Source organism: Vibrio sinensis, assembly GCF_003605645.1.
Classification (GTDB): Bacteria; Pseudomonadota; Gammaproteobacteria; order Enterobacterales; family Vibrionaceae; genus Vibrio; species Vibrio sinensis.
In genome coordinates, this window is record NZ_QVMU01000001.1 from 574292 (window position 1) to 597175 (window position 22884).

Genomic DNA, 22884 nt, shown 5'->3' on the forward strand with positions numbered 1-22884 from the left:
TTATCACTATTGAGAATAATAATTATAAATAGATATGTGTCGAATAAAGACAAAGCTACATTACAATAAATACAGCACACACACCCATATAAACACGTAAAAACAAACACAACAACATTCATCGCAAGTAAAAACTTTAGTTTAGATATATGAATTCACTCTAATCTCATTTAATTATTGAACCGATCACGTATTCGTTGATATAAATATTAACATTCTATTGCAAACGAAAAGATTCTGTAATAGCTTCAATAATCGAAAGGCATGAGAAATACAGAATTTAATTTAGTCTTTATTTTTTCTCACTTAAATTAAGCACTAATTTAATGAGGTTATTTCTCATCACTATAACTGGCACTTATTAACTATTTCCTCTGCTGGAACGTCGTTTAGTTACTGGTAGCTCTAAGTAAACATAAAAGGAATTTATTACAATGAAAGCGATCATTACATCAGCAATTGCAACAACTTTAGCTCTATCTGCAACGAATGTCGTCGCTGCAACAGCGACTTTTGATGCATCTTTAGTGGTGCAGCAAGCTGTCTCTTTAGTTCGTGACAGACATCTAGACCTTGGACAAATTACCACAGATCAAACAAGTGATATTGTTGTTGGACAAGGCGATGCGGGAGCTGCGCAGTTTACTATATCTGGTACTGATGGCGCATCAGTTGGTATCTCTGTTACGAATACAACGCTAACAAACAAAACCAGCACAATTGGCATTAACTTTGATGCGCCAGCATCACTAACGCTAACGGGTGGTGCGGCAACACTGAATATCGGTGCTACTGCACTCGTTTCAGCAGCAACACTTGAAGATGGAACCTACTCGGCAACGACTAACGTAGATGTCATATACAACTAATACCGTCGCCCTCCCTTTCTAGGTGGCTTAACTGCCACCTAGAACCGCCATGATTTGAGTATTATTGTTTATGAAACAACTCACTCTTATTTTTTTATTTCTTCCCTCATTAATATTCAAATATGCCCACGCTATTAATATTGTATTCGACAAAAAAACTCTCAGTTATAATCAAACATACACCACAGGTATTAACCAACACGCTGACATTTCGCATATTCGAGACAGCTTTCAAATGATTCGATTTTATGTGGAAGGCGAAAAAGGTAAACACGTCGTCGTAGATATACATCCAAATCAATCGATAAATAACAAATTAAACTCCGACAAGTTAAATATAAATCACATTCACTTCGACTGTGGATTATCCAATCGTGGAACCGCACAAATAAAATCTAATGGTCGTACTGATTTACTTTGCATCGGTGCAAGAATAAAATACCTGCATCGATTAAGGCTGGAGTTTATACAGGTACCATTCCATTTGAGGTCACATATAAATGAATAATATTTTTTATCTACTTATTAGTTTGCTAGTTGTACCGCAAGCCTTTGCACAGTTACTTATTGCACCAACTCGTTTTGTCCTGGATGCAGAGCAAGCTTCAACTGAAAAAGTGATAGTCGAAAACACAGGCGAGACCTCAATTCGCCTCGAGATCAAGCCTATTTACTTACCGTTAAACGATGAACACAGCTCTCGAATGAACAACGACATCAAAAATATTGAAGATATTGCTCGATATGTCCAAATCTCTCCGCCAATTATTCGTAAATTGAAGCCAAACCAACGAAGAACTATCCGCGTTAGGTTAGCTGGATTACCTGAGCACTTTTCTGAGGGCGAATATCGAGCTTATCTTCACTTTGCTCCAACGGCATTGGCAGAGGCTCCTTCTATTGATTCGAATGAAAACAGCTCTGCATTCAATCTAGACATAAAGATCAACAGCTATATTCCCATTTACGTACAAAAAGGAACTCAAAAATCCGCACAACAAAACAAGGTCAAGATCACCTGCCTAGATAACAAAGTAAAAATAGAAAATCATAGTAAATTCCAATTCAATGCGTGGCTTAACACCGGAGAAACCCAAGAAAAATTGGTGCTATTAAGAGAAACAATGTTAATAAAACCTTTACCTGCAAACAAACAAGTTTCAATCCAGCAAGGCGACAACATATTGAAACATTGCAAGTTTTAAACCTGCATTAAATCGACCAAGCTAACGATTATGTTTAGACAGTTGTTGACCCTCATTATCTTTAGTGGGCTTTTTGTTAGTACCCATGCCGCAGGCAATGAGCTTTACCCAGCCCATATAGAAGTGTTGCTTGGAGATTCTGGCGACAATTTTTATCGGGTGATGATGGATGATAATGAAAGCCCCTACTTACCCATACAAAATGCCGCAGTTTATCTATTAGAAATGACCGGTGAATGCCAACCGACAATCTGCCATTACTATCTTCCTCGCGATAGCGCAAAAGAGAATCCACCCTTTATTTTGAACTTAGAAAGCAAGGTTTGTACTCACGGTACTTCCTCACCCCATCCCATTACACCAATCTGGATTAAACAAACCGTTTATCTAAACTGGGGGGAAATGGAGCAATGCTTTCCTGTGTCCATAGATTGGTATATGGATCTCTATCAAATCAACATAGAACGGCATTTTGATACTCGCAAAGAATTAGAGCAACGAATTGTTAAACTCAAGGAAAATTCACGCAAGCAGGCTAATGAAATCAAGCGAATGAAAACGCAGCCTATTCAATCACCGTCTGCGCAGATGGGACTCGCATCGCGCCTATCCCTGATTTACGGTGTTGACCAAGAGCGTAATGTCGATTATTCCGCGTTATCGGACACGCTGTTTACTTCCGAGAGTACAACAGCAAAATTATCACTCGATAGTCAGGCGTCAATGCCGATTGTTTACTACAACATCGCTATCGAAACTGATAATAGTGACGGGTTACTAGAGATCGGGCATGTGTTACTCAATAGTGGTGTATTTACCCAAAATCAAGCACTAGAGGATGGCTTTTATTATACTAATCGCAAAAGAAAACCTGAATTTGGCACGTTACAAATAGAGAATACCACTCAACCGAACATCAACATTGATCTCTTGGTTAACGGTATTTATCGAAACTCTTATCGCTCAGATGCGTTCGGCCGGTTTGTTATAGAGGAAAGCGACATACAAGCCGGTGACACCGTCACATTTCGCTATTTTCTTGGTCAAGGCGTGTGGGATGAGGAACAAATTACCGTTGCCGGATTAGACGATGCTTTCTTACCACCGGGAGAGTGGTCCACGCAATTTGTCGCAAGTACTCAGCGAGACAAAGTCGCTGCCGCCTCCATTGAATATGGTATCGCTGATTACTTTACAGCAGGAGGAAGCTATTTCCACGTTGATTCGCAGGGGATCATTGGTTTACAAGCTCGGTACCTACCTACTCCCTGGTTAGCAGGCCACATAGGTTGGCTACCTGACTTTGACCGTTTTCCCATTGAAGTAGATGCCTTATTTACTCAAACACAGGCGCTATCTTTAAGGCTCAACCAATCCGATTCACTTATTAACGACGATTCTCTCTATCATAGTGCTCAGTACACCTTTTCGCAGCCTAGTTACACATTCAATTTCGACTTAACCCACCAAGAAAGTGGCGTCGAAATCGAACCACGAATCAGCGCCAGAATACATCGTAACCTGTTTCTATCTTATCAAGGTATGTATCACCACGACTTCGAAAAACATGATGATGACTATCGACACAAGATCGAGATAACTAAAAGTGCATTCTCTGATTTTTCATGGTCAGCCAACGGTGAATGGGACGACTCTGGTCAGTTCCAATCTTCTGCTGTCAATTTACGCTACGCTTGTCAAAACTGCTGGTTAACATTAAATGGTTTACTAGAGGAAACCTCATTCGATTTTCAGGCGAATCAAAAACAGGATCAATTTAGCTATTTTATCGGACTCGAAACCCAGGTTACACCTCACTTAAAAGTCCGCCTTGAAGCGGATGAAGACCAATATGATATAGAAGTAACCACTGAATTTGCTGCAAAAACGAATTTCACCAATGCAAGTACAACACTGATTGCATGGGAGCACTATAATTACTCATCTCTTCAAGGCAAAGTAGTCGATCAACTCGGTCGCCCAATTGGTGGTGTACCGTTACAAGTTTTTCATCACCATACAGTGAGCGACGAAAGCGGTGAGTTCACTTTCCCAAGTGTTCCCGCACAAGAGAGTCTATCAATTCATATTGATGAAAGCGCATTGGAACTTAACTTGACACCAATTTACAACCCAATATTGATTAACACGCGACAAATTGGCATGACGGAAGTGACGATCGAACTTGAATCTTCGTTTGGTGTCGATGGTTTAGTGATTGGCGACATAGGGAAAAATAGCTACATTCACTTCAAACATATGGAGAAAGATAGCGAGTACTCTAGTCAAATTGAACGTGATGGCTTTTATATGGTCGAGGGGCTGATATCAGGCAACTATCTGATCACTCTGGAAATAGACACTTTAGATTCTGCTGCTCATAAAAATGCGATTCAATCAAACGCCACTCAAGCAAGAACGTCTCAAGAAGTCGTTAGGCAAGAATACGTGTTAGGAACGTTTCTTAAAAGCGACTACTGGATTGGGGGAATGAATTTTAATATTCAAGATTTTGAGCGGCTGTATTAATGAATAGATAAAGTGTATGAACAACGACTTGTTGAGTATATCGGGGAAAGGTGATAGCAAATAAAAGGGTTTAACAGTATCACTTCCCCTCGCAAATTGAGTTTTATCTGCGAGGGGAAAAATATTACTTACGACCGTAGACGCGAACGCCTGCAGAAGAGTTTTTACTGCGACCAAATACTTCAATCTTTTTAACGCAACGCTTGTACGCAAATTTGCGCCAATCCGTGCGTTCATCTTCTCTCAGAGAACGATAGAAATTAATCTTTTTGGTATCACCATTTTTGAACGTCACTTCGACCTTTTTAAGGTACAAATCGCGATCTGCTCTTACTTGAATAGCATCCACTCGACGGCACATAATCAACGGGATTTTGGCACCATTGTCGTTATCGCCTAACAAGATAGTGCGACCCAATGTAATGTCATCATCAGCTTGAACCGCTGGCGCAGCACCAAGAAAACCTAAGAATAGGCAAAAACTGGCTAATAGTTTCTTTGAATTCACAAAATCAATCTCAAAAATACGGCACTTCACCGTCGCCGCGAAGAATAGCGGCAGAACTCGCCCCTAAAGCTAGCGCCATGTCAATTTTCTGCTTGAATGAAGTAAATTACCTCAACTAGGGGAAACGCAACGCCCTCTGTATCAATCTTTAAGCAACCAACCTTATCAAAGCTGCATAATAGACTCAATTTACCTATGCGCGTGACCGAATAAGCAGCAGCATCGGCATCATGACTACAAACATCACCCCAACCAACTGAAACGTATGCACAAAGGCTATCATTTGAGATTGTTGGTGAAGCATTTGCTGATATTGTTCTAGCGCCGCTGGATCTGTGATGGACAATCCTTGATTCGCTGCCCAATGATGTAAATTAGGATTATACGGATTAATACCCTCACTTAATGAGTGCCATTGTTGCTGACTATCTCGATATTGGTAAGTCGTCGCAATTGAAATACCAAACGAACTACCGATAGTACGAAATAAGTTGAAAATACTCGCACCGGCAACAGATTGGTCTGATGGCAATGTCATATACGCTAATGTTGACAAGGTAGAGAAAGTTAAACCCAGTCCCATCCCTTGAATCATACTCGGCATCACAATCCAATACGTGTCGATATCTAATGAATAGAGCGTCATTAAATAACTACCAATACCGATACATGTCAAACCAAACACAATTTTTAAGCGAGGATCAAATTGCGGATTGAGCTTGATAACCAATATCAACATAGCAGCTGAAGCTAATCCTCGTGGCGCCATCATCATACCCGTGGTTGAAACTGGATAATGTAGCAGCGTCTCTAGTAGCATCGGTTGTTGGGTAGTTAAACCAAACATCGCCATTGAAACCACTGCCATCATCAGTGAAGAGACCATTAGGTTCTTATCTTTCAAGAGCCACAGTGGCGCGATTGGGCTTTTCGTTTTCCAACTGCGATAAATCCACATGATCAGTCCCATCACCGCCAAAAATGCAGCCGTCTGAATCAAACGTGAGTTGAACCAATCTTCGTCATTGCCTTTATCTAACACGAATTGAAGCGCACCAATCCCCATCGCCATATAGCCGATGATCCACCAGTCGAAATTTGGCTTAGATTTATTAGAAATATGAATGTAGCGATAAATTAATGTGGTACACACTAAACCGAAAGGTAGATTAACGTAGAAAATCCAACGCCAATCAATATTTTCTGTAATTAGACCACCCACGACAGGCCCAAGTATCGGGCCGAGCAAAATACCGATGGAAAAAATCGCCATCGCCTTGCCTTTCTGCGTTGAGGGATAAATCTGTACCAGTGTTGATTGTGCCAAAGGTATTACGGACGCGCCAAAAGCACCTTGGATGATACGAAATATCACCATTTCCGTTAGAGACTCAGCTTGCCCACAAAGCGCACTCGCAGCAACGAAACCAATCACAGATACCAACATCACTTTGCGTTCACCAAAACGGGAAACCCAAAAACTTGTCATCGGAATAAATATAGCTTCCGCCATACTATAACCAGTCAGCACCCAGGTGATCTGGTCCGCCGTTGCACCCAGCGCCCCCATCATATGGGACAAAGAGACATTCGCTACTGTCATATCAATCAACACCATAATGGCTGAGAGCATGACAGCAACCGTCGCTATACCCCGTTTATCTGCGGTAATTTCGTTACTCATTTCGCGCTACTTTGCAAGTCAACTGTCACCTCAACACTTGCACCCACTCGCAATTGAGGTGCATCTTTAGGTACTTCTAGTGTTAAGCGAACAGGAAAACGTTGCTTGATTTTTACCCAGTTACCGGTTGCATTTTCAGGTGGCATTAGTGAGAAAGACGTACCACTTGCAGGCGAAAGCTTATCTACTGTCGCTTTCCAAACAACACCAGGGTACATATCAATTTTCACGTCTGCGGGTAGACCGGGCTTGAGTGAGCTTAAATCCGTTTCTTTAAAATTCGCGCGAATCCAGTAGCTGTCTTTAATAATGATTGGAAATAGAGTTTGTCCTACTGAAACGATAGAACCTTTATGGGTATTGATCTCTCCAGCCACGCCATCAACAGGAGAAGTCACGTCTGTATAACTTAAGTTTAACTCAGCCTCTGCGAGTTGAGCGGCCGCTTGTTGCACAATTGCAGCTTCAACGCCCTCTTCACCACGATTTGCTACGGCTTGTTCCACACTGGCTCGCGCTTGCTCTAAACCAGCTTGAGCATTAGCCAGTTTATTTTTAGCAATATCTAAATCTTGCGCTGAAGATAACTTACGTTTAACCAACGCAGAGGTTCGTTTGTATTCAATTTGAGCTTCCGCCAAATTAGAACGCGCCGCGTCTAATCCTGCTAATGCTTCTGTTACTTGCTTATCCGCAACATCATGTTGTTGCACTGCCAATTGGTAGCTCGCTTTAGCTTGTTTAACAGCGAGCAAATAAGGTCGTTGATCTATCTTTAGCAACAAGTCGCCGCGATTAACTTGCTGAAAATCGACGACATTAACTTCTACAACTTGACCTTTTACTTGAGGAGCAACAGAAAGAATTTTAGCTCGGACATAGGCATCTTCTGTACTTGGGTGAGCGTCTGAATATTGCCAAGACCAATACATTGCAGCAAATGCGATAGCGCACACGACCAGAAAGATAATCTTGGTCAGTTTACTTTTTGATTTATTCTTTTGTTCTACTTCGTCGCTCATTATTATACCCAACAGCTTAATTATGTGATCAGTGTAGGATATTTTACCGAATGAACAACTAAGCGTCGTGAAAGTTAATGATCCAATTTTGTCAATTGCGAAACAAAGAAAACAATGCGCAAGTCACTGAATACACGTGACACTATTCAACTAATACGCACCTTAAAAAATTAATCACAGCATTCGTATTTATCAATATAGTGGTTTGCGATTCAAATTAGCATTTAAACCATCGAAAACATCAATTTCAGCCTTAGTCGCTCATCACCTCGTTATCACATCACACATCAATGAAACAGTGAAATAACTGACATGGTTTTAAGCTCGATAACATCGGATTTTATCGCCCTATACTAAAGGGGATGTAGCATTGTATAGCTAAATGTATACAAAGTACGCTATAGTTGTTGAACTACGTATCATTATCTAAAGACTCATATTTCTATGACAACGCTAAAAAACTCAGTCACTAAAGGCGTCAATACAAAAGTGGCTGGTCAGACTCAAGATGATGTTGTTTACTGCCATATTTTCGACGCCATATTAGAACAAAGACTCCCACCAGCGACGAAACTAAACGAAGAAGCGCTCGCTGAGATCTTTGGCGTTAGCCGTACTATCATCCGTAGAGCACTACTGCGCCTATCTTTAGAACAAGTGGTTGTTATTCGTCCAAATCGAGGTGCAATGGTCGCAGCTCCAACCGTGGAAGAAGCCAAACAAATCTTTAAAGCACGGGAAGTGATGGAAATTGCGATTACCGAACTGGCAGTTGAAAACGCAACCAAAGCACAAATCGACGAATGTCGAAAACTCGTCGCAAAAGAAAATGCCGCCTTTGATTTAGGTGATTATGGTTCGGGGCTTCGTTTATCCGGAGAGTTCCATATTAAATTGGCAGAGATGGCTGGTAACACGCCTTTATTAGCATTTCAACGTAGCCTAGTGTCACAAACCTCTCTACTCATCGCCCAATATGAAACAGGCAATCATTCCAACTGTTCGTTAGATGAACACTCTATATTGATTGATGCTATCGAAGCGGGGAATCAGGACCGAGCTATCGAATTGATGAAAGACCATTTAGGTCATATTCGCTCGAAGCTTAATTTAGATAGCAGTACCGCATCTAATGACTTACATGTCGTTTTTTCAAACTTATTGAAAAAGTAAGTGCTATCTCTTTAGCTTAGCTCCGAATTTCGCTTCTACCCGTGATCGATTAACGCCGATAGGTGGGTTAATTCAACGATTAATCTTCCTATTTTGCTCAAATAACCATTATCTACTCTATTACCCGCCTATCCGTTTTTAGCCATTACCATCGCTACTATAACTTTTTTCATTACATTTACCCTGCCACCAATCCTTATAAAAATATCTATATAAACAACGCACTAGACCAAACAAGGCCTCAACTAGAATTCATGCTTATACAATTTATGTTGCGCTTTTGTAAATAAATAGTTGACCAACAGGTCAAGTTAGCTAATTATTGACCCATAGGTCAGATAGATCATCACTAAAATAATGTGTCGATATACAAGGAGGTCTCTTGATTACTTTTCTACTCAATCAAGAAATTAGACATGAAGATAACCTGTCACCCAACATGACGGTGTTAAATTACTTACGTAACCAAGTCACCAAAAAAGGAACCAAGGAAGGCTGTGGTTCAGGAGATTGCGGTGCATGTACGGTTGTGCTCGGAGAAGTCGTCGATGGCGCTCTACAATATCGCTCAGTGAACTCTTGCCTAACATTTATTTCAGCACTCCATGGTAAGCAGTTGATTACCGTAGAAGATTTGCAAAACAATGATTCATTGCACCCAGTACAAAAAGCGCTAGTTGATTTCCACGGTTCACAATGTGGTTACTGCACCCCCGGTTTCATCATGTCAATGTTTGCATTAGGTAAAAATAAGCCGAATGCCGATAAGGAAGACGTGATGGAATCTTTAGCCGGCAATCTATGCCGTTGCACCGGATATCGACCTATTGTTGATGCTGCATTGTCCCTATCAACAGACCAACCTTTGATCGATCAGTTTGCACAACTTGAGCGCGAAACCATCGCTAAATTGACTGAAATACAAGATACCGAAGCAACATTGGCACTTGGCAACTTAAGCGCATTTTCACCAAAAACGATTGATGAGCTTGCCACTCTTTATCAAGCTCATCCACAAGCAAAACTTGTTGCAGGCGGTACGGATTTGGCATTAGAAGTGACGCAATTTCACCGTGAAATCGAAACTCTTATCAGCGTTAATCTAGTGGAAGAGATGAAGCGCTGTGAAGAAACGGATACCGATTTAATCATTGGTGGCAATTTACCAATCAGCGATGCTTACCAGTTACTTAAAAAACACTACCCTGATTTTGGTGAACTACTCCACCGCTTTGCCTCTCTTCAAGTACGTAATCAGGGCACCATCGGCGGTAATGTCGCCAATGCATCGCCAATTGGTGATACGCCACCATTACTGATTGCACTTAACGCGCGTATTAAACTTCGTTGTGGCAGTGAAACACGCATCATGCCTATTGAAGATTACTTCATCAGTTACAAAGTGACAGCGCAACAAACCAGCGAGTTTATTGAAGAGATCATCATCCCTAAACCAACAACAGCAAGTTTTCGTGCATACAAATTATCTAAACGATTGGATGATGACATTTCAGCCGTGTGCGGCGCATTTGATATCCAAGTAAAAGATGGAAAAGTTCTAAAAGCACGCATTGCATTTGGCGGCATGGCGGCAACGCCAAAACGTGCCATACGGTGTGAAAATGCCTTGTTAGGTAAACCATGGACAGACGCAAACGTCAAAGAAGCCATGGACATTTTACACGATGAGTTTGAGCCTTTGTCGGATTTTCGTGCCAGCCAAGAATATCGCTCACTCACAGCAGCTAATATGCTCCGTCGTTATTTCATAGAACAACAGAACAAAAATAATCCAATCGAAACAAGGGTAACATCTTATGTCTAATCCACACTCGGCAGCAATGACCCACGAAGAGATGGTTGCCATTGCAAAACAAGGACTCAAAACTGGTGTTGGTAAGAGCGTTAAACACGACAGTGCCGCCAAACAAGTAACGGGCGAAGCTGTTTATATTGACGACCGTTTAGAGTTTCCCAATCAACTGCACGTATATGCTCGATTGAGCACGCAAGCGCACGCAAACATCACCAAGATTGACCTCTCACCTTGTTATGAATTTGATGGCGTTGCGATTGCGATTCAAGCTAAAGATGTACCCGGACAATTGGATATCGGTGCAATTCTACCTGGCGATCCATTATTGGCTGATGGTAAAGTCGAATACTATGGTCAACCTGTGATTGCTGTTGCAGCGAACGATCTCGAAACGGCTCGTAAAGCCGCTCACGCAGCCATCATTGAATATGCCCCCCTACCAGCCATTCTTTGTGTTAAAGAAGCATTGGAAAAAAAGAGTTTCGTCACGGAAAGTCATACTCAACAACGGGGTGATTCTAAAGCCGCACTAAGCAAAGCCAAACATGTTATTTCTGGCGACTTAGAGATTGGTGGACAAGAACACTTTTACTTGGAAACCCAAGTCAGTAGCGTTATACCAACAGAAGATGGCGGCATGATTGTCTATACCTCGACACAAAACCCAACCGAAGTGCAAAAGTTGGTGTCTGAAGTCATTGGCGTCCCGATGCACAAAGTCGTGATTGATATGCGTCGAATGGGTGGTGGCTTTGGTGGCAAAGAGACACAAGCTGCTTCTCCAGCCTGTATGGCTGCGGTTATTGCTCGACTCACAGGTCGTCCAACTAAAATGCGTTTGCTGCGAAATGAAGATATGCAGCAAACCGGTAAGCGTCATCCTTTTTATAACCAATACACAGTTGGCTTTGATGACAATGGTGTGATTCAAGGGGCTGACATTACCGTGTCAGGTAACTGTGGTTACTCCCCTGACCTTTCGAGCTCCATTGTTGACCGAGCCATGTTCCACTCAGACAACGCATACTATCTTGGTGATGCTACGGTAACTGGTCATCGATGTAAAACCAACACGGCATCTAACACCGCTTATCGTGGGTTTGGTGGACCTCAAGGCATGATGACGATTGAACACATCATGGATGAGATTGCTCGTTATCTGAAAAAAGATCCACTAGAAGTACGTAAGGCAAACTATTACGGCGAAGAAGGCCGTAACGTAACCCACTACTATCAAACCGTTGAAGATAACTTTCTTCCGGAGATCACCGAAGAGCTTGAGCGCAGCAGTGATTATCACGAACGCCGTAAAGCCATTGCCGAGTTTAATAAGCAAAGTCCTATTTTGAAAAAAGGCCTAGCGATTACTCCGGTTAAATTTGGGATCTCTTTTACCGCGACATTTTTAAACCAAGCAGGCGCGCTTATCCATATCTATACCGATGGCAGTATTCATCTGAACCATGGTGGTACGGAAATGGGCCAAGGTTTGAATATTAAAGTCGCCCAAATTGTTGCAGAGGAGTTCCAAGTTGATGTTGACCGTATCCAGATCACCGCGACAAACACAGACAAAGTGCCGAACACATCACCAACCGCGGCCTCATCGGGCACCGACCTCAACGGTAAAGCCGCACAAAACGCCGCAATCACGATAAAAAATCGTTTGATTGACTTTGCTTCTGCCCACTTCAAAGTTTCCCGTGAAGAAGTGGTTTTCAAAAATGGCATGGTACAAATTCGCGATGAAATCATGACTTTCAATGCCTTTGCTGAATTGGCATGGTTTAACCAAATCTCCCTCTCGAGTACTGGTTTCTACCGCACACCCAAAATCTATTACGATCATGAAAAAGCACGAGGTCGCCCGTTCTACTACTACGCCTACGGAGCATCCTGTTCAGAAGTGATCATTGACACGCTTACTGGCGAATACAAAATCTTACGAGCTGATATTTTGCATGATGTGGGTGCATCACTAAACCCAGCAATCGATATCGGCCAAATCGAAGGTGGTTTCATTCAAGGTGTAGGTTGGTTAACGACTGAGGAATTGGTGTGGAACGAACAAGGTCGCCTAATGACCAACGGCCCTGCGAGCTACAAAATCCCTGCCATCGCGGATATGCCGATTGACTTTAGAACCCACCTACTTGAAAACCGCAGTAACCCTGAAGATACGGTTTTCAACTCAAAAGCCGTCGGCGAACCACCATTTATGTTGGGGATGTCGGTATGGAGCGCGTTAAAAGATGCCATTGCTTCTGTTGCGATTGACGGAGCAATACCAAAACTCGATACACCAGCAACGCCAGAACGAGTACTAATGGCCGTGCAACAAGTTACTAAAACGAGCCAAAATACACCAGCTGAATCAGGTGAAACCGTTTAAAGCTCATCGACTTAACGAACGTAACAGAAGATAGTACGATAACACGACGATAAATAAGGGCTAAATCGTCGATAATTCGGTCTCAGGGAGGAAGTATGTTTAAGGACAATTGGATTCAAGAGCTGGCAAAACTTGAAGATAACTATGAACCTTGTGTGATGGTCACTGTACTGGAAGACAAGGGATCAGTTCCTCGTGATGCTGGCACCAAAATGCTAGTCACCGGAGATCGAATTATCGCCACCATAGGCGGCGGTCATCTTGAGCACGTTGCGACAAAAATGGCGCGCGAAATGCTCAATGATGGCGCAAAACAACTGAAAGTTGAACGCTTTAACCTTGGTGCCCGTCTAGGGCAATGCTGTGGAGGAATGGCAACATTGAGCTTTGAACCGATTGGAACCCAACAGAAACACTTAGTCTTATTTGGTGCAGGCCATGTTGCCAAAGCACTACTGCATGTTGTTGCTACTCTACCGTTTCGTGTCACGTGGATTGATGAGCGTGACGATATCTTCCCAGACGAGTTGCCTCACGGCGTTCGAAAAATCGTTACTGACGATCCGGTGGGTGAAGTTAAACACATGCCCGCCAATAGTTACTACCTCGTGATGACGCACAATCACCAACTCGATTTTGACCTAGCTAAAGCCATCATCAAACGCGCTGATAGCTGCTATTTCGGCATGATTGGTTCACTCACTAAACGCAAGAAATTTGATTCACGCTTAGAACAAAGGGGCTATAGCCAAGAGCAAATCGATACCATGATCTGCCCTATTGGCATTAGCAGTGTGACGGGGAAACACCCTGCGGAAATCGCTGTGTCGGTTGCTGGTGAACTTATCGCCCATTATCAAGGTCAGGCATTAGAGCAAAAACGTCCAACCAAACACTTTCCGTTGAAAGAACAAGATTCAAATTCAATAACGAGTACACTGAATGAGTTAAGCACCCCACAATTGGAAGAGAAAATAGCTTAACTTTTAACGGCCATAATGCCGTTAGAGGAAATAAAAGGAAGTAAAGATGACAACGCAACGTAAAGCTTATCGCGCCAGTATTGTTCATAGCGTAGCTGATCCAAAGGACGTCAATTTAGAAGAATCATATGAATACTATGAAGACGGTATACTTGTCGTTGAAAATGGTCATATCGTTGATATCGGTCACGCAGAAGAGGTACTTCAACGCCAACCGCAAAACCTCGATGTTAGAGAATACAAAGACAAAGTGATCACCTCTGGATTCATTGATACTCATATTCACTACCCTCAAACAGGAATGATCGCTTCGTATGGCGAACAATTACTTGATTGGCTTGAAAACTATACGTTTCCAGAAGAAAGACGTTTTAAAAATCCAGTTTATGCCCACAAAGTGGCTAAGTTATTCTTAGATGAACTGACCAGCAACGGCACAACAACCGCCTTGGTCTTTGGTACCGTGCATAAAGAATCGGTCAATGTCTTTTTTGAAGAAGCGGAAAAGCGCAACATGCGAATGATTGCGGGTAAAGTGTTGATGGATCGCAACGCACCAGATTACCTCACCGATACGCCTGAATCTGGCTATCAAGATTCCAAGGAACTTATCGAAAAATGGCACAACCGTGGTCGATTACACTACGCCGTCACCCCCCGTTTTGCCCCAACAAGTACACAAGAACAGCTAAGTACGGTCGGTAGACTGCTTGAAGAATACCCAGATGTGTATATGCATACTCACCTTTCGGAAAACAAAAAAGAAATCGAATGGGTATTGGATCTTTTCCCTGAACGCGACAGCTATTTAGATGTGTATGACCATTATGGCTTACTCCACAAACGTTCCGTTTTTGCCCATGGTATTCACTTGTCAGACTGTGAGTGTCAACGCTTAGCTGAGACAGATTCAGCCATTGCTTTTTGCCCAACCTCGAACCTGTTTTTAGGTTCTGGTTTATTCAAATTACCGAAATTAGAACAACATGGTGTTCGTGTCGGAATGGGCACTGATGTCGGTGCAGGGACTAGCTTTTCAATCTTACAAACCATGAGTGAAGCGTACAAAATTATGCAGCTTCAACAAGAAAAGCTTCACCCAGTAAAATCCCTATTCCTAGCCACACTTGGCGGCGCTCGATCTCTTCACCTTGATGATAAGATTGGTAACCTAGCCATAGGCAAAGAAGCTGACTTTGTGGTACTCGACACTCACGCAACACAGCTGATGCGCTTTAGAATGCAACAAGCAACAACCCTAGAGGAGAAACTGTTTGTACTGATGAGTCTAGGTGATGATAGAACAGTAAGCGAAACTTACATCTACGGCGAACAAGCTTATGATGCTCATTTCAAAGATGTAACTAAATTAGTCAGCTAAATAGTTCAAAATATTTAAGCGAAATCCAGCCGGGTTTCGCTTTATTGCTTTCACCACCTCTGGCAGTCAGTACGCTGCCCTCTACCCTTTCAAGTATAACGAGGATGAAAGCTATTTATCCTTATCTGAAAATGGATAAACATGACCTGGAATAAATTTATGATAAAGCACCGCCAATGCGACGATTCCCAACGTACCGAGCAAAATTGGATGCAATAGGAAACTCCAACTCGCGTGTCCACCAATCATAATCAGTAACGGGTTTCCCCCAGCAGGCGGATGAGTGACATCTAAAAGCAACATCAAAAACAACCCTGTCCCCACAGCGAGCCCTAACGTTAATGGGTTTACGGGCAAATAATTGATGAAGACAAGGCCAACGAATGCGGTAATAAGATGACCTAGGATCACATTTTTTGGTTGAGCAAGTGGGCTACGATGCACCCCAAAGATAAGCACCATCGTGGCCCCAAATGGTGCGATCAGGACATAAGGCGTTTCAATACTGCTATCGATGGCTGCGAGAGTCCAGATACATAATGTCGCGCCAATAGCGGAAACTGTTGCAGTCAAAAGCCTATTGTCACGAAATAAAGTAATGACATGTTCTTTCATAAGAAATGATTTTCCATGATGAGGTATTGATGGTTAAGCTTGGTTTTCACAAACCAATAGGTCAAGATTTCCACGTTGCGTTTCTCCCCTCCCTCTTTCTATCAACGACAACACTTAGAATGGCTCATTTAAAAGGTCTTATTTTTCATTAGGTTAATGTTGTTCAGAAATATTTTTATAAATAGTCTTCTATTGGCCTATAAAGCGCACTAAGAACAGCGTAGGATGGCGGCAATTATCGAATAAAGACTCAGATAGCACATCAGTGCACGAACACTAAAATTATGCAGCTAACCGCAAAACCATTACAAAATAACGCATTACTTATCTCTATTTGCACCCCACAATTTAAAGGTGCCGAAGCGACCGAATCTCTCGCAGAGTTGGCTCGCCTCGTGACGACTCTCGGCTTTAATGTTGTAGGCACTCAGTCACAAAAACTCAGCTCAACACAAAAAATGAATGTGTTAGGTGCAGGTAAAATGGCTGAAATCGCCCGTCTTACTGGCAACCAAGGTGAGTTGGAAGAAGATCTCGACACAGAAGATCTATTCGATGATCTATCATTTGACGACATGCCTTATGATGCGCCTATCTATGACGAAATGCGTTTCGAAGATCTACCATCAGAAAATTTACCGCTATGTTGTGCCGATGTGGTGGTTTTTGACTGTGACTTAACCCCTTCTCAACTTCGCAATGTTGAAAACCAACTGGGTGTCGAAGTCTTCGACCGCACAGGTATCATCATTGAAATATTCAGTCGTCACGCTCGTACACGTACTGCGCGCCTGCAAGTTGAAATTGCTCGCCTGAATTATTTAGCACCACGTTTACGAGAGTCCACCAGCGGTAATAAAGAGCGCCAAATGGGTAAAGGTGCAGGTGAAACTGCGCTAGAGCTTGACCGCCGTAAAGTTCGCGATCAACTGGCAGAACTGCGCCGTGAATTAGTCAGCGTTCAGCATGAAATGAAAGGCCGACGTACACAGCGTTCAGAACTTTTCTGCGTTGCATTGGTTGGCTATACCAACGCAGGTAAGTCCTCAATGATGCGCGCCCTTACCGGTAGCGAAGTATTAGTTGAGAACAAGTTGTTCGCTACACTCGATACGACTGTTCGTGCGCTTTACCCAACAACTCAACCGAGAATTTTGGTTTCAGATACCGTTGGTTTTATTAAAAAGCTGCCTCACGATCTTGTGGCATCTTTCCACTCGACACTAGCAGAAGCACACGATGCCTCTTTGCTGTTGTATGTCGTTGATGCTTCTGATGCCTCTTTCCGTACACAACTCGACGTCGTGCATGAAGTGCTTAATGAAGTGGGTGTTGATGACATTAAAAAGTTGCTCGTGCTGAACAAATCCGATCAACTGAGTCCTGAGCAGCAACAAGCGTTAATGGAAGAATTCCCTGATGCGCTGATGACTTCTACGCGTAACCCATTAGATGTCGCTAAGCTGCACAAATACATCGTTAATACTTCTCAAGAAGAAATGATTGAAGAAGAGTTCATTATTCCTTATACCGCAAAAGGTATCGTCGGTGAGATTCGTTCAACAATGAGCGTCGTATCTGAAGAATATGAATATGAACACATTAAGCTGACAGTACGCTCAAACGCGATTGAATTAGCTCGCTTGAAAAAACGCATGCTGAATTCTTAATTTCAACAATACGATACGATGTAGCGAGTTATCCCCCATATCTCGTTGCATCGTTGTTTCTTTTTTATTCAACCTTTAGTTCTATCTATTACCCCTCCCTCATTATTGATTCACAACTAAAATCACTTTTTAAAGCAAGAATGTAACGTAGAAATCTTATTTTAGACCTCTCGCGATAAGACATTTAGCTTTGATATTTCAAATAATTAGCCTGTTATATCATGACTGCTCGGTCATCATAAAAATAAGGTTACAAACAGTATGAAAGCAAAAACCCTTTTAATGTCTGTTGCTCTACTCTGCTTCACTAGTGCCAGTTCGGCTGAGAACTCAAATCAGAATGCCCAAGTAGAAGATAACGTCATTGCCGCACAGCGAATGGCTCTAGCCGAAAATACTGCAGGCAAAGGATTTGGACCTCAGTCTCCTCGAGATATCGATAACCTTAGTGGAACAAACCAACGTATCTTTGGGTTAGCACCCGACTACACAGAAATGAACTTGTGCAATATTCACTTCCATAAAAATGCCGAACATAAAGGTGGTGAATTTAATATCTACGCTGGAAATGGCGATGGTGAGGGACAAAATTCAGGTTATGTTTACAGTGGCACGCTCACCAAGACAGAATTGGAACTCTTTGCTGGTAATGATGGTTCTTTGCAAGCTGGTGACACAATTGAGGTCCACTATGTCCATTCCACTGCAAAAGTAAAACCGGGGCCAACATTAGGAGCGTGCTTGGCTGATTCCATTGGTAACCCGCAACTGCGTGTAGAAACACAAGTCTATGTATTAGTAAACGATAGTACTGCACTAAACTTCGCCCAGCTAACTCGATATGCGCAAGTCGATGGTGAATACCAAGCCACCAACATTCCGAATAACACCGGCACACCAATTCAATACGCTGGTTCTACAACAGGCCCGAGTTATAACGAGCAAGGTTCACCGTTGCAAGTCACTTGGAGTGTTCGACCAAAAGTAGCCAAAGTAGATATCACCTCAGTCGATAAGTGGTTAACTAATAATGACTTTAACGAACACCACGCTCACGGCGTACGCAACCTAGTCATTAACCCAGAACTGCTTTCTTCGGGACACTAAACTCGCCGTAAAAAAGACTCAGCGAGTCAGCCAAACTAGTTCTAGGTTAAACACTATGTAACCTCTCGTTTTAAGAGCGAGAAGTTACAATATCGAGGTTCTGCTTAGCTCTAGCAATATTCACGGCCAGTACCGTTGTACAAATGACGACGGCAAATACGCTCGTTGCGAAAGCAAAGCTAAGTAATGGAGCATAGTTAGCCTGTTGGGCACCCATTCCTACCAGCATACCCGCGATACCAGGCCCTGCCATCGAGCTTAAACCGAACGCTGCCGGAATCAACATAATCGCTCGCCCTTGTGGATCTAATCTCGCAATCGTCGCAGTTTGATAAACACAACCCCAAGTAAAGCCGACTTCCCAGATCCAAGCACCAAGTGCAAAGCTGATAAAATCATTCGCGTACCACAATATGGCCAAACCGACCGTGATTACCGCCAGTACTACGATATAAGGCAAGCGTAACCCCAGACGATCGCCAACCACCGCCAATAACAACGCAGATCCGCCCCCAAGTAATTTCAACACTGCAAATACGGTACCTAATTCAGTCGGAAGTAATTCTAAAGTGGTTCCCATGCGTTCTAAAAAAGCCCATAAACCAATATTGCCGGCACCAAAAACAAAGAAAGTGAATAAAGCAGCCCAAGCGGTAGCGGGAATTTTTAATTGCTGACTAAGGGGGATTTTGCTTTCAGTTGTGTTGTTCTTACTCGGTAAACCAAAAGCGCTTAAACTTAATATCAAGATAATAACCGCCAGCAAAATCGCGGCCCCTTTGTAACCGTAAACCGTGGTCACGTAAGCTGGAATGATGAACAATACTAGAGCCGTCACACCCAACTCAATACCTTGGCGTAATCCAAGAGCCCGCTCTTTATTGTGCATATCGCCCATGATCCGCAGACCTAAACAGGTCATTAGTGCTGCACAAAACCCTAGTAATGCCCATAACGGTTGTTGCCATTCCACAGGCGCGATCGCTGAGAGCAATAAGGTACTCGCTGCCACAATGGCAATCAGCCCAGTCATTTTTCTCCAACACAGCAGATTCAAAATAAGGACAGAACTTAAAGTACCCGCAAAGTAGCCACTAAAGCAGATGCTTCCAAGCAACCCTGTTTGTTGTGCACTAATACCAAAATCATCCGCGAGCGAACCGAGCAAAATAGGCAACGCGTTAAAAGGTAAACCACCAATCGTTGAGGCAAAACTAGCTGCCAACATCACGGTGATGGAATATTGAACTGTCTTCGTCATAGTAAGTTCTCACTAATAATTAAAATGAGTGGCACCAACACTTAACACAGCTAAGTCTTTACGTGTGGCCGAGATCATTATTGAGTTTGCTGTTGAATCGTCGCCGTCAACCGTTAGAGATAAATGTACAGGTTGACGTGACGGAAAAAGGACAGACACCAGAGTGCTCCTATTGCCTACTTAGAAAGATAAGCAATTCAGCTTACGCAGCACGAAAACAAGCCCCATCGTCCAAAAAGACTACGATTCATCAGTACGAGTTAAAAGTCAGTGCTATATACAGGTTACATGAATATGATGGAGTCAAAGCATAGTGACTCGGCGTCGTGTAAACCGAGTAAGAGGCGCAATAGCCTCTGCGCTCAAATAATTAGACGTAGAGCTTTCGCCAAAGAACCACGGTCAAAGAATAAATGGTTTTAGCGAGTTTAGCCGTATTAGATGAGCCTGCAACAAATGAAGAATTCAACCGAGTTAGCGAGCTCCGCGTTGCTGCCTCGGCTGATATATCTAAAGCCTAGTTAAAGCCCCGTTAAAGTTTAGCTTCGATTCAAAATGTACTGGGACTATGACCATGGAAAGGCTCACCTGTGGCGGGGTGAGTAAAATAAATATCGCTAGCATGGAGCATTAAACGTTGCGAAATGTCATTAACTTCAAGGTTATCACTTGGTTCTTTATTGTTATAAAGATCACAACCTAAAATGGGATGACCAAATTCAAGACTATGGATACGTAATTGATGGGTACGACCTGTTATCGGAGTGTATTGGATTAAAGTTCTAGGCGGATTATTCAAGCGATTCATGACTTGGAAGTCACTAATGGCACTTTTCCCAGTACTGTGACAAATTTTCACTCGTGGAAACAAAACCTTATCTTTCGCAATAGGGGCCGATATTTGACCATTATTCGCTTCGACCCAACCCGATAACATAGCAAGATAGCGTTTTTGAACTGACCGTTCCTGAAACTGTTTATTCAGACTCTTAGATGCAGCACTGTTAAGCCCCACCACCATGACGCCAGAAGTCCCTAAGTCCAACCGATGTGGCAATTTCGCATCGGCAAAAGCAGGGGTTGCTTGCTGAGTCTCAGTGGCAACTTGACCGTTAACTAAACGATAGTGCACTGAATCCCAATTGAGTCGGTTTTTACCCGATAAACTTAACAAGCCACTCGGCTTATTAATCAATAAAATATCATCATCTTGATAAAGGATTTCTACCCTGCCCAGACACTCTGGTGCGACAAAATTATCAATGATTTCACTAGCTGTAGAAGTAGCAACAGCGTCAGATTTAGACATTTAAAAAGCCTGATGGGATAAAAGCGAGAATATTCAAATTATAGTGTCATTCGCTTAACTGACTACTACTTTCTCACGAATTAGAACGCTTTCAATTCGCCGATTTTATCCAATAATTTATTCCTCTGTTAAAAACTAACGACATAACTCAGTCCACTTCAAGTTAGTTTCACGCTCACTGTTCACTCAGTTAGAAGCAAGAGCATTTACTTAAGTATCCCCAAGCCGACGTCACCAATCTATGCCAACTGACCGAAATGGGTCTACGCTAAGATCATGGACTATTTAATCGAAAACTATCAATGAGTTAATTATGGATCCATTAACGCAGGGTGTATTGGGCGCTTCTTTATCTCAATCTATGAGTAAAAAACAAAACCTGGTTATCGCCGGAGTGTTAGGCCTGCTCGCCGCTATGACGCCTGATCTCGATGTACTCATTCAATCACAGAGCGATCCACTGCTGTTTTTGGAATACCATCGCCAATTCACCCATTCGCTCTTATTTATCCCCATTGGTAGCTTCATTTGCGCTCTGGTTCTATATCAACTGTTCGCAAAAAAACACGGGTTCACATTTAAACAAAGTTGGTTTTATTGTGCCTTGGGTTACAGCACCCACGCACTGCTCGATGCCTGTACATCTTATGGTACTCAACTGTTCTGGCCCCTAACCAACGAGCGTTACGCATGGAAAACAGTATCCATCATCGACCCACTATTCACTCTTCCTATATTGATATTGGTCGTGCTTGGAACCTGGAAACGCAACCCTTGGTTTGCGCGTTTTGCCTTTGTTTGGGCACTGACCTATACAACTTTGGGCATGATACAAAAAGAGAGAGCTGAAACTGTGGGATGGCAACTAGCAAAAGAACGACAACATGAGCCCATTCAGTTAGAAGCCAAACCGAGTTTTGCGAATATTTTGCTATGGAAAGTGATTTATGAAACCAAAGAACGGTTCTACGTTGATGCAGTAAAAGTCGGGATATCAGTAAAAAAATACCCCGGCGAATCCATCGCCAAATTAGACGTTAACCAAGATTTCCCGTGGCTCGACCAAAACTCGCAACAAGCCCGCGATATTGAGCGATTTAGATTGTTTTCAAATGGCTTTTTAGCACAAGACCCAAGTAATCAACTGAGTATCATCGACGTACGATTTTCAACTGTACCAAACCAGATTAACGCGTTATGGAGCATTAAACTGTCGCCAACAGCAAGTGTGGATGCACACGTCGAGTACACGGTTCATCGTGATGATTCCCCAGAGAACCGTCATGTGTTTTTAAATATGTTGTTTGAGTAACGACCCGCCCTATCTCTTTCTCAGTTCCTGATAAAAATGCACACATAA

General features: G+C 42.7%; 17 protein-coding genes. 11 read left to right on the forward strand and 6 right to left on the reverse strand.

The window, feature by feature from the left end; translation table 11 throughout:
• The first annotated feature begins 434 nt into the window (after window positions 1–434).
• From DZ860_RS02370 to DZ860_RS02385, 3 genes are all read left to right on the forward strand, one after another.
• Window positions 435–869: a DUF4402 domain-containing protein gene (locus tag DZ860_RS02370; RefSeq protein WP_120029300.1), complete on the forward strand. Its 435-nt coding sequence runs from the start codon at window positions 435–437 to the stop codon at window positions 867–869.
• A 500-nt stretch (window positions 870–1369) separates the two neighbouring features.
• Window positions 1370–2074 carry a fimbrial biogenesis chaperone gene (locus tag DZ860_RS02380; RefSeq protein ID WP_120029301.1) on the forward strand — a complete coding sequence of 235 codons (705 nt, stop codon included), beginning with the start codon at window positions 1370–1372 and terminating at the stop codon, window positions 2072–2074.
• Between the two features lie 30 nt (window positions 2075–2104).
• A complete protein-coding gene (locus tag DZ860_RS02385; RefSeq protein WP_120029302.1) occupies window positions 2105–4603 on the forward strand; it encodes a carboxypeptidase-like regulatory domain-containing protein in 2499 nt (832 codons plus the stop codon).
• A 124-nt stretch (window positions 4604–4727) separates the two neighbouring features.
• On the opposite strand, the gene DZ860_RS02390 is transcribed toward DZ860_RS02385, so the two are convergent.
• The 3 genes from DZ860_RS02390 to DZ860_RS02400 all read right to left on the reverse strand — a co-directional run bounded on the left by DZ860_RS02390 (window position 4728) and on the right by DZ860_RS02400 (window position 7817).
• Window positions 4728–5111: a DUF2541 family protein gene (locus DZ860_RS02390; RefSeq protein ID WP_120029542.1), complete on the reverse strand. Its 384-nt coding sequence runs from the start codon at window positions 5109–5111 to the stop codon at window positions 4728–4730.
• 193 nt (window positions 5112–5304) lie between these two features.
• A complete protein-coding gene (locus tag DZ860_RS02395; protein WP_120029303.1) occupies window positions 5305–6795 on the reverse strand; it encodes an MDR family MFS transporter in 1491 nt (496 codons plus the stop codon).
• Window positions 6792–7817 carry an HlyD family secretion protein gene (locus tag DZ860_RS02400; protein ID WP_120029304.1) on the reverse strand — a complete coding sequence of 342 codons (1026 nt, stop codon included), beginning with the start codon at window positions 7815–7817 and terminating at the stop codon, window positions 6792–6794. Before DZ860_RS02400 ends, DZ860_RS02395 begins: the two co-directional genes overlap by 4 nt.
• A gap of 444 nt (window positions 7818–8261) precedes the next feature.
• Between DZ860_RS02400 and DZ860_RS02405 the strand changes: the two genes are divergently transcribed.
• The 5 genes from DZ860_RS02405 to guaD all read left to right on the forward strand — a co-directional run bounded on the left by DZ860_RS02405 (window position 8262) and on the right by guaD (window position 15562).
• Window positions 8262–8990: a GntR family transcriptional regulator gene (locus DZ860_RS02405; RefSeq protein ID WP_120029305.1), complete on the forward strand. Its 729-nt coding sequence runs from the start codon at window positions 8262–8264 to the stop codon at window positions 8988–8990.
• 382 nt (window positions 8991–9372) lie between these two features.
• Entirely contained in the window at window positions 9373–10815 is a 1443-nt protein-coding gene (xdhA, locus tag DZ860_RS02410) for a xanthine dehydrogenase small subunit (protein ID WP_120029306.1), read from the forward strand.
• Entirely contained in the window at window positions 10808–13198 is a 2391-nt protein-coding gene (gene xdhB / locus DZ860_RS02415; protein ID WP_120029307.1) for a xanthine dehydrogenase molybdopterin binding subunit, read from the forward strand. Before xdhA ends, xdhB begins: the two co-directional genes overlap by 8 nt.
• Before the next feature lie 95 nt (window positions 13199–13293).
• Window positions 13294–14181 carry a xanthine dehydrogenase accessory protein XdhC gene (xdhC, locus tag DZ860_RS02420; protein ID WP_120029308.1) on the forward strand — a complete coding sequence of 296 codons (888 nt, stop codon included), beginning with the start codon at window positions 13294–13296 and terminating at the stop codon, window positions 14179–14181.
• A 46-nt stretch (window positions 14182–14227) separates the two neighbouring features.
• Entirely contained in the window at window positions 14228–15562 is a 1335-nt protein-coding gene (gene guaD, locus DZ860_RS02425) for a guanine deaminase (protein ID WP_120029309.1), read from the forward strand.
• Window positions 15563–15673: 111 nt separating this feature from the next.
• On the opposite strand, the gene DZ860_RS02430 is transcribed toward guaD, so the two are convergent.
• On the reverse strand, window positions 15674–16177 hold the full coding sequence (locus tag DZ860_RS02430; protein ID WP_120029310.1) for an HPP family protein: 504 nt from the start codon (window positions 16175–16177) through the stop codon (window positions 15674–15676).
• 284 nt (window positions 16178–16461) lie between these two features.
• Between DZ860_RS02430 and hflX the strand changes: the two genes are divergently transcribed.
• Complete coding sequence (gene hflX, locus DZ860_RS02435; RefSeq protein ID WP_120029311.1) at window positions 16462–17847, forward strand: GTPase HflX; 1386 nt, start codon at window positions 16462–16464, stop codon at window positions 17845–17847.
• 261 nt (window positions 17848–18108) lie between these two features.
• On the forward strand, window positions 18109–18954 hold the full coding sequence (locus tag DZ860_RS02440; RefSeq protein ID WP_120029312.1) for a delta-class carbonic anhydrase: 846 nt from the start codon (window positions 18109–18111) through the stop codon (window positions 18952–18954).
• Window positions 18955–19024: 70 nt separating this feature from the next.
• Here DZ860_RS02440 and DZ860_RS02445 read toward each other — a convergent pair whose 3' ends face one another.
• Both DZ860_RS02445 and DZ860_RS02450 read right to left on the reverse strand, forming a co-directional pair.
• Window positions 19025–20215: an MFS transporter gene (locus DZ860_RS02445; protein WP_120029313.1), complete on the reverse strand. Its 1191-nt coding sequence runs from the start codon at window positions 20213–20215 to the stop codon at window positions 19025–19027.
• A gap of 550 nt (window positions 20216–20765) precedes the next feature.
• Window positions 20766–21524, reverse strand: coding sequence for an RluA family pseudouridine synthase (locus DZ860_RS02450; RefSeq protein ID WP_120029314.1), 759 nt, complete (start codon window positions 21522–21524; stop codon window positions 20766–20768).
• Window positions 21525–21837: 313 nt separating this feature from the next.
• Between DZ860_RS02450 and DZ860_RS02455 the strand changes: the two genes are divergently transcribed.
• Window positions 21838–22836 (forward strand): metal-dependent hydrolase, encoded by a 999-nt coding sequence (locus tag DZ860_RS02455; protein ID WP_120029315.1) that lies wholly within the window; start codon window positions 21838–21840, stop codon window positions 22834–22836.
• Window positions 22837–22884: the final 48 nt, after the last annotated feature.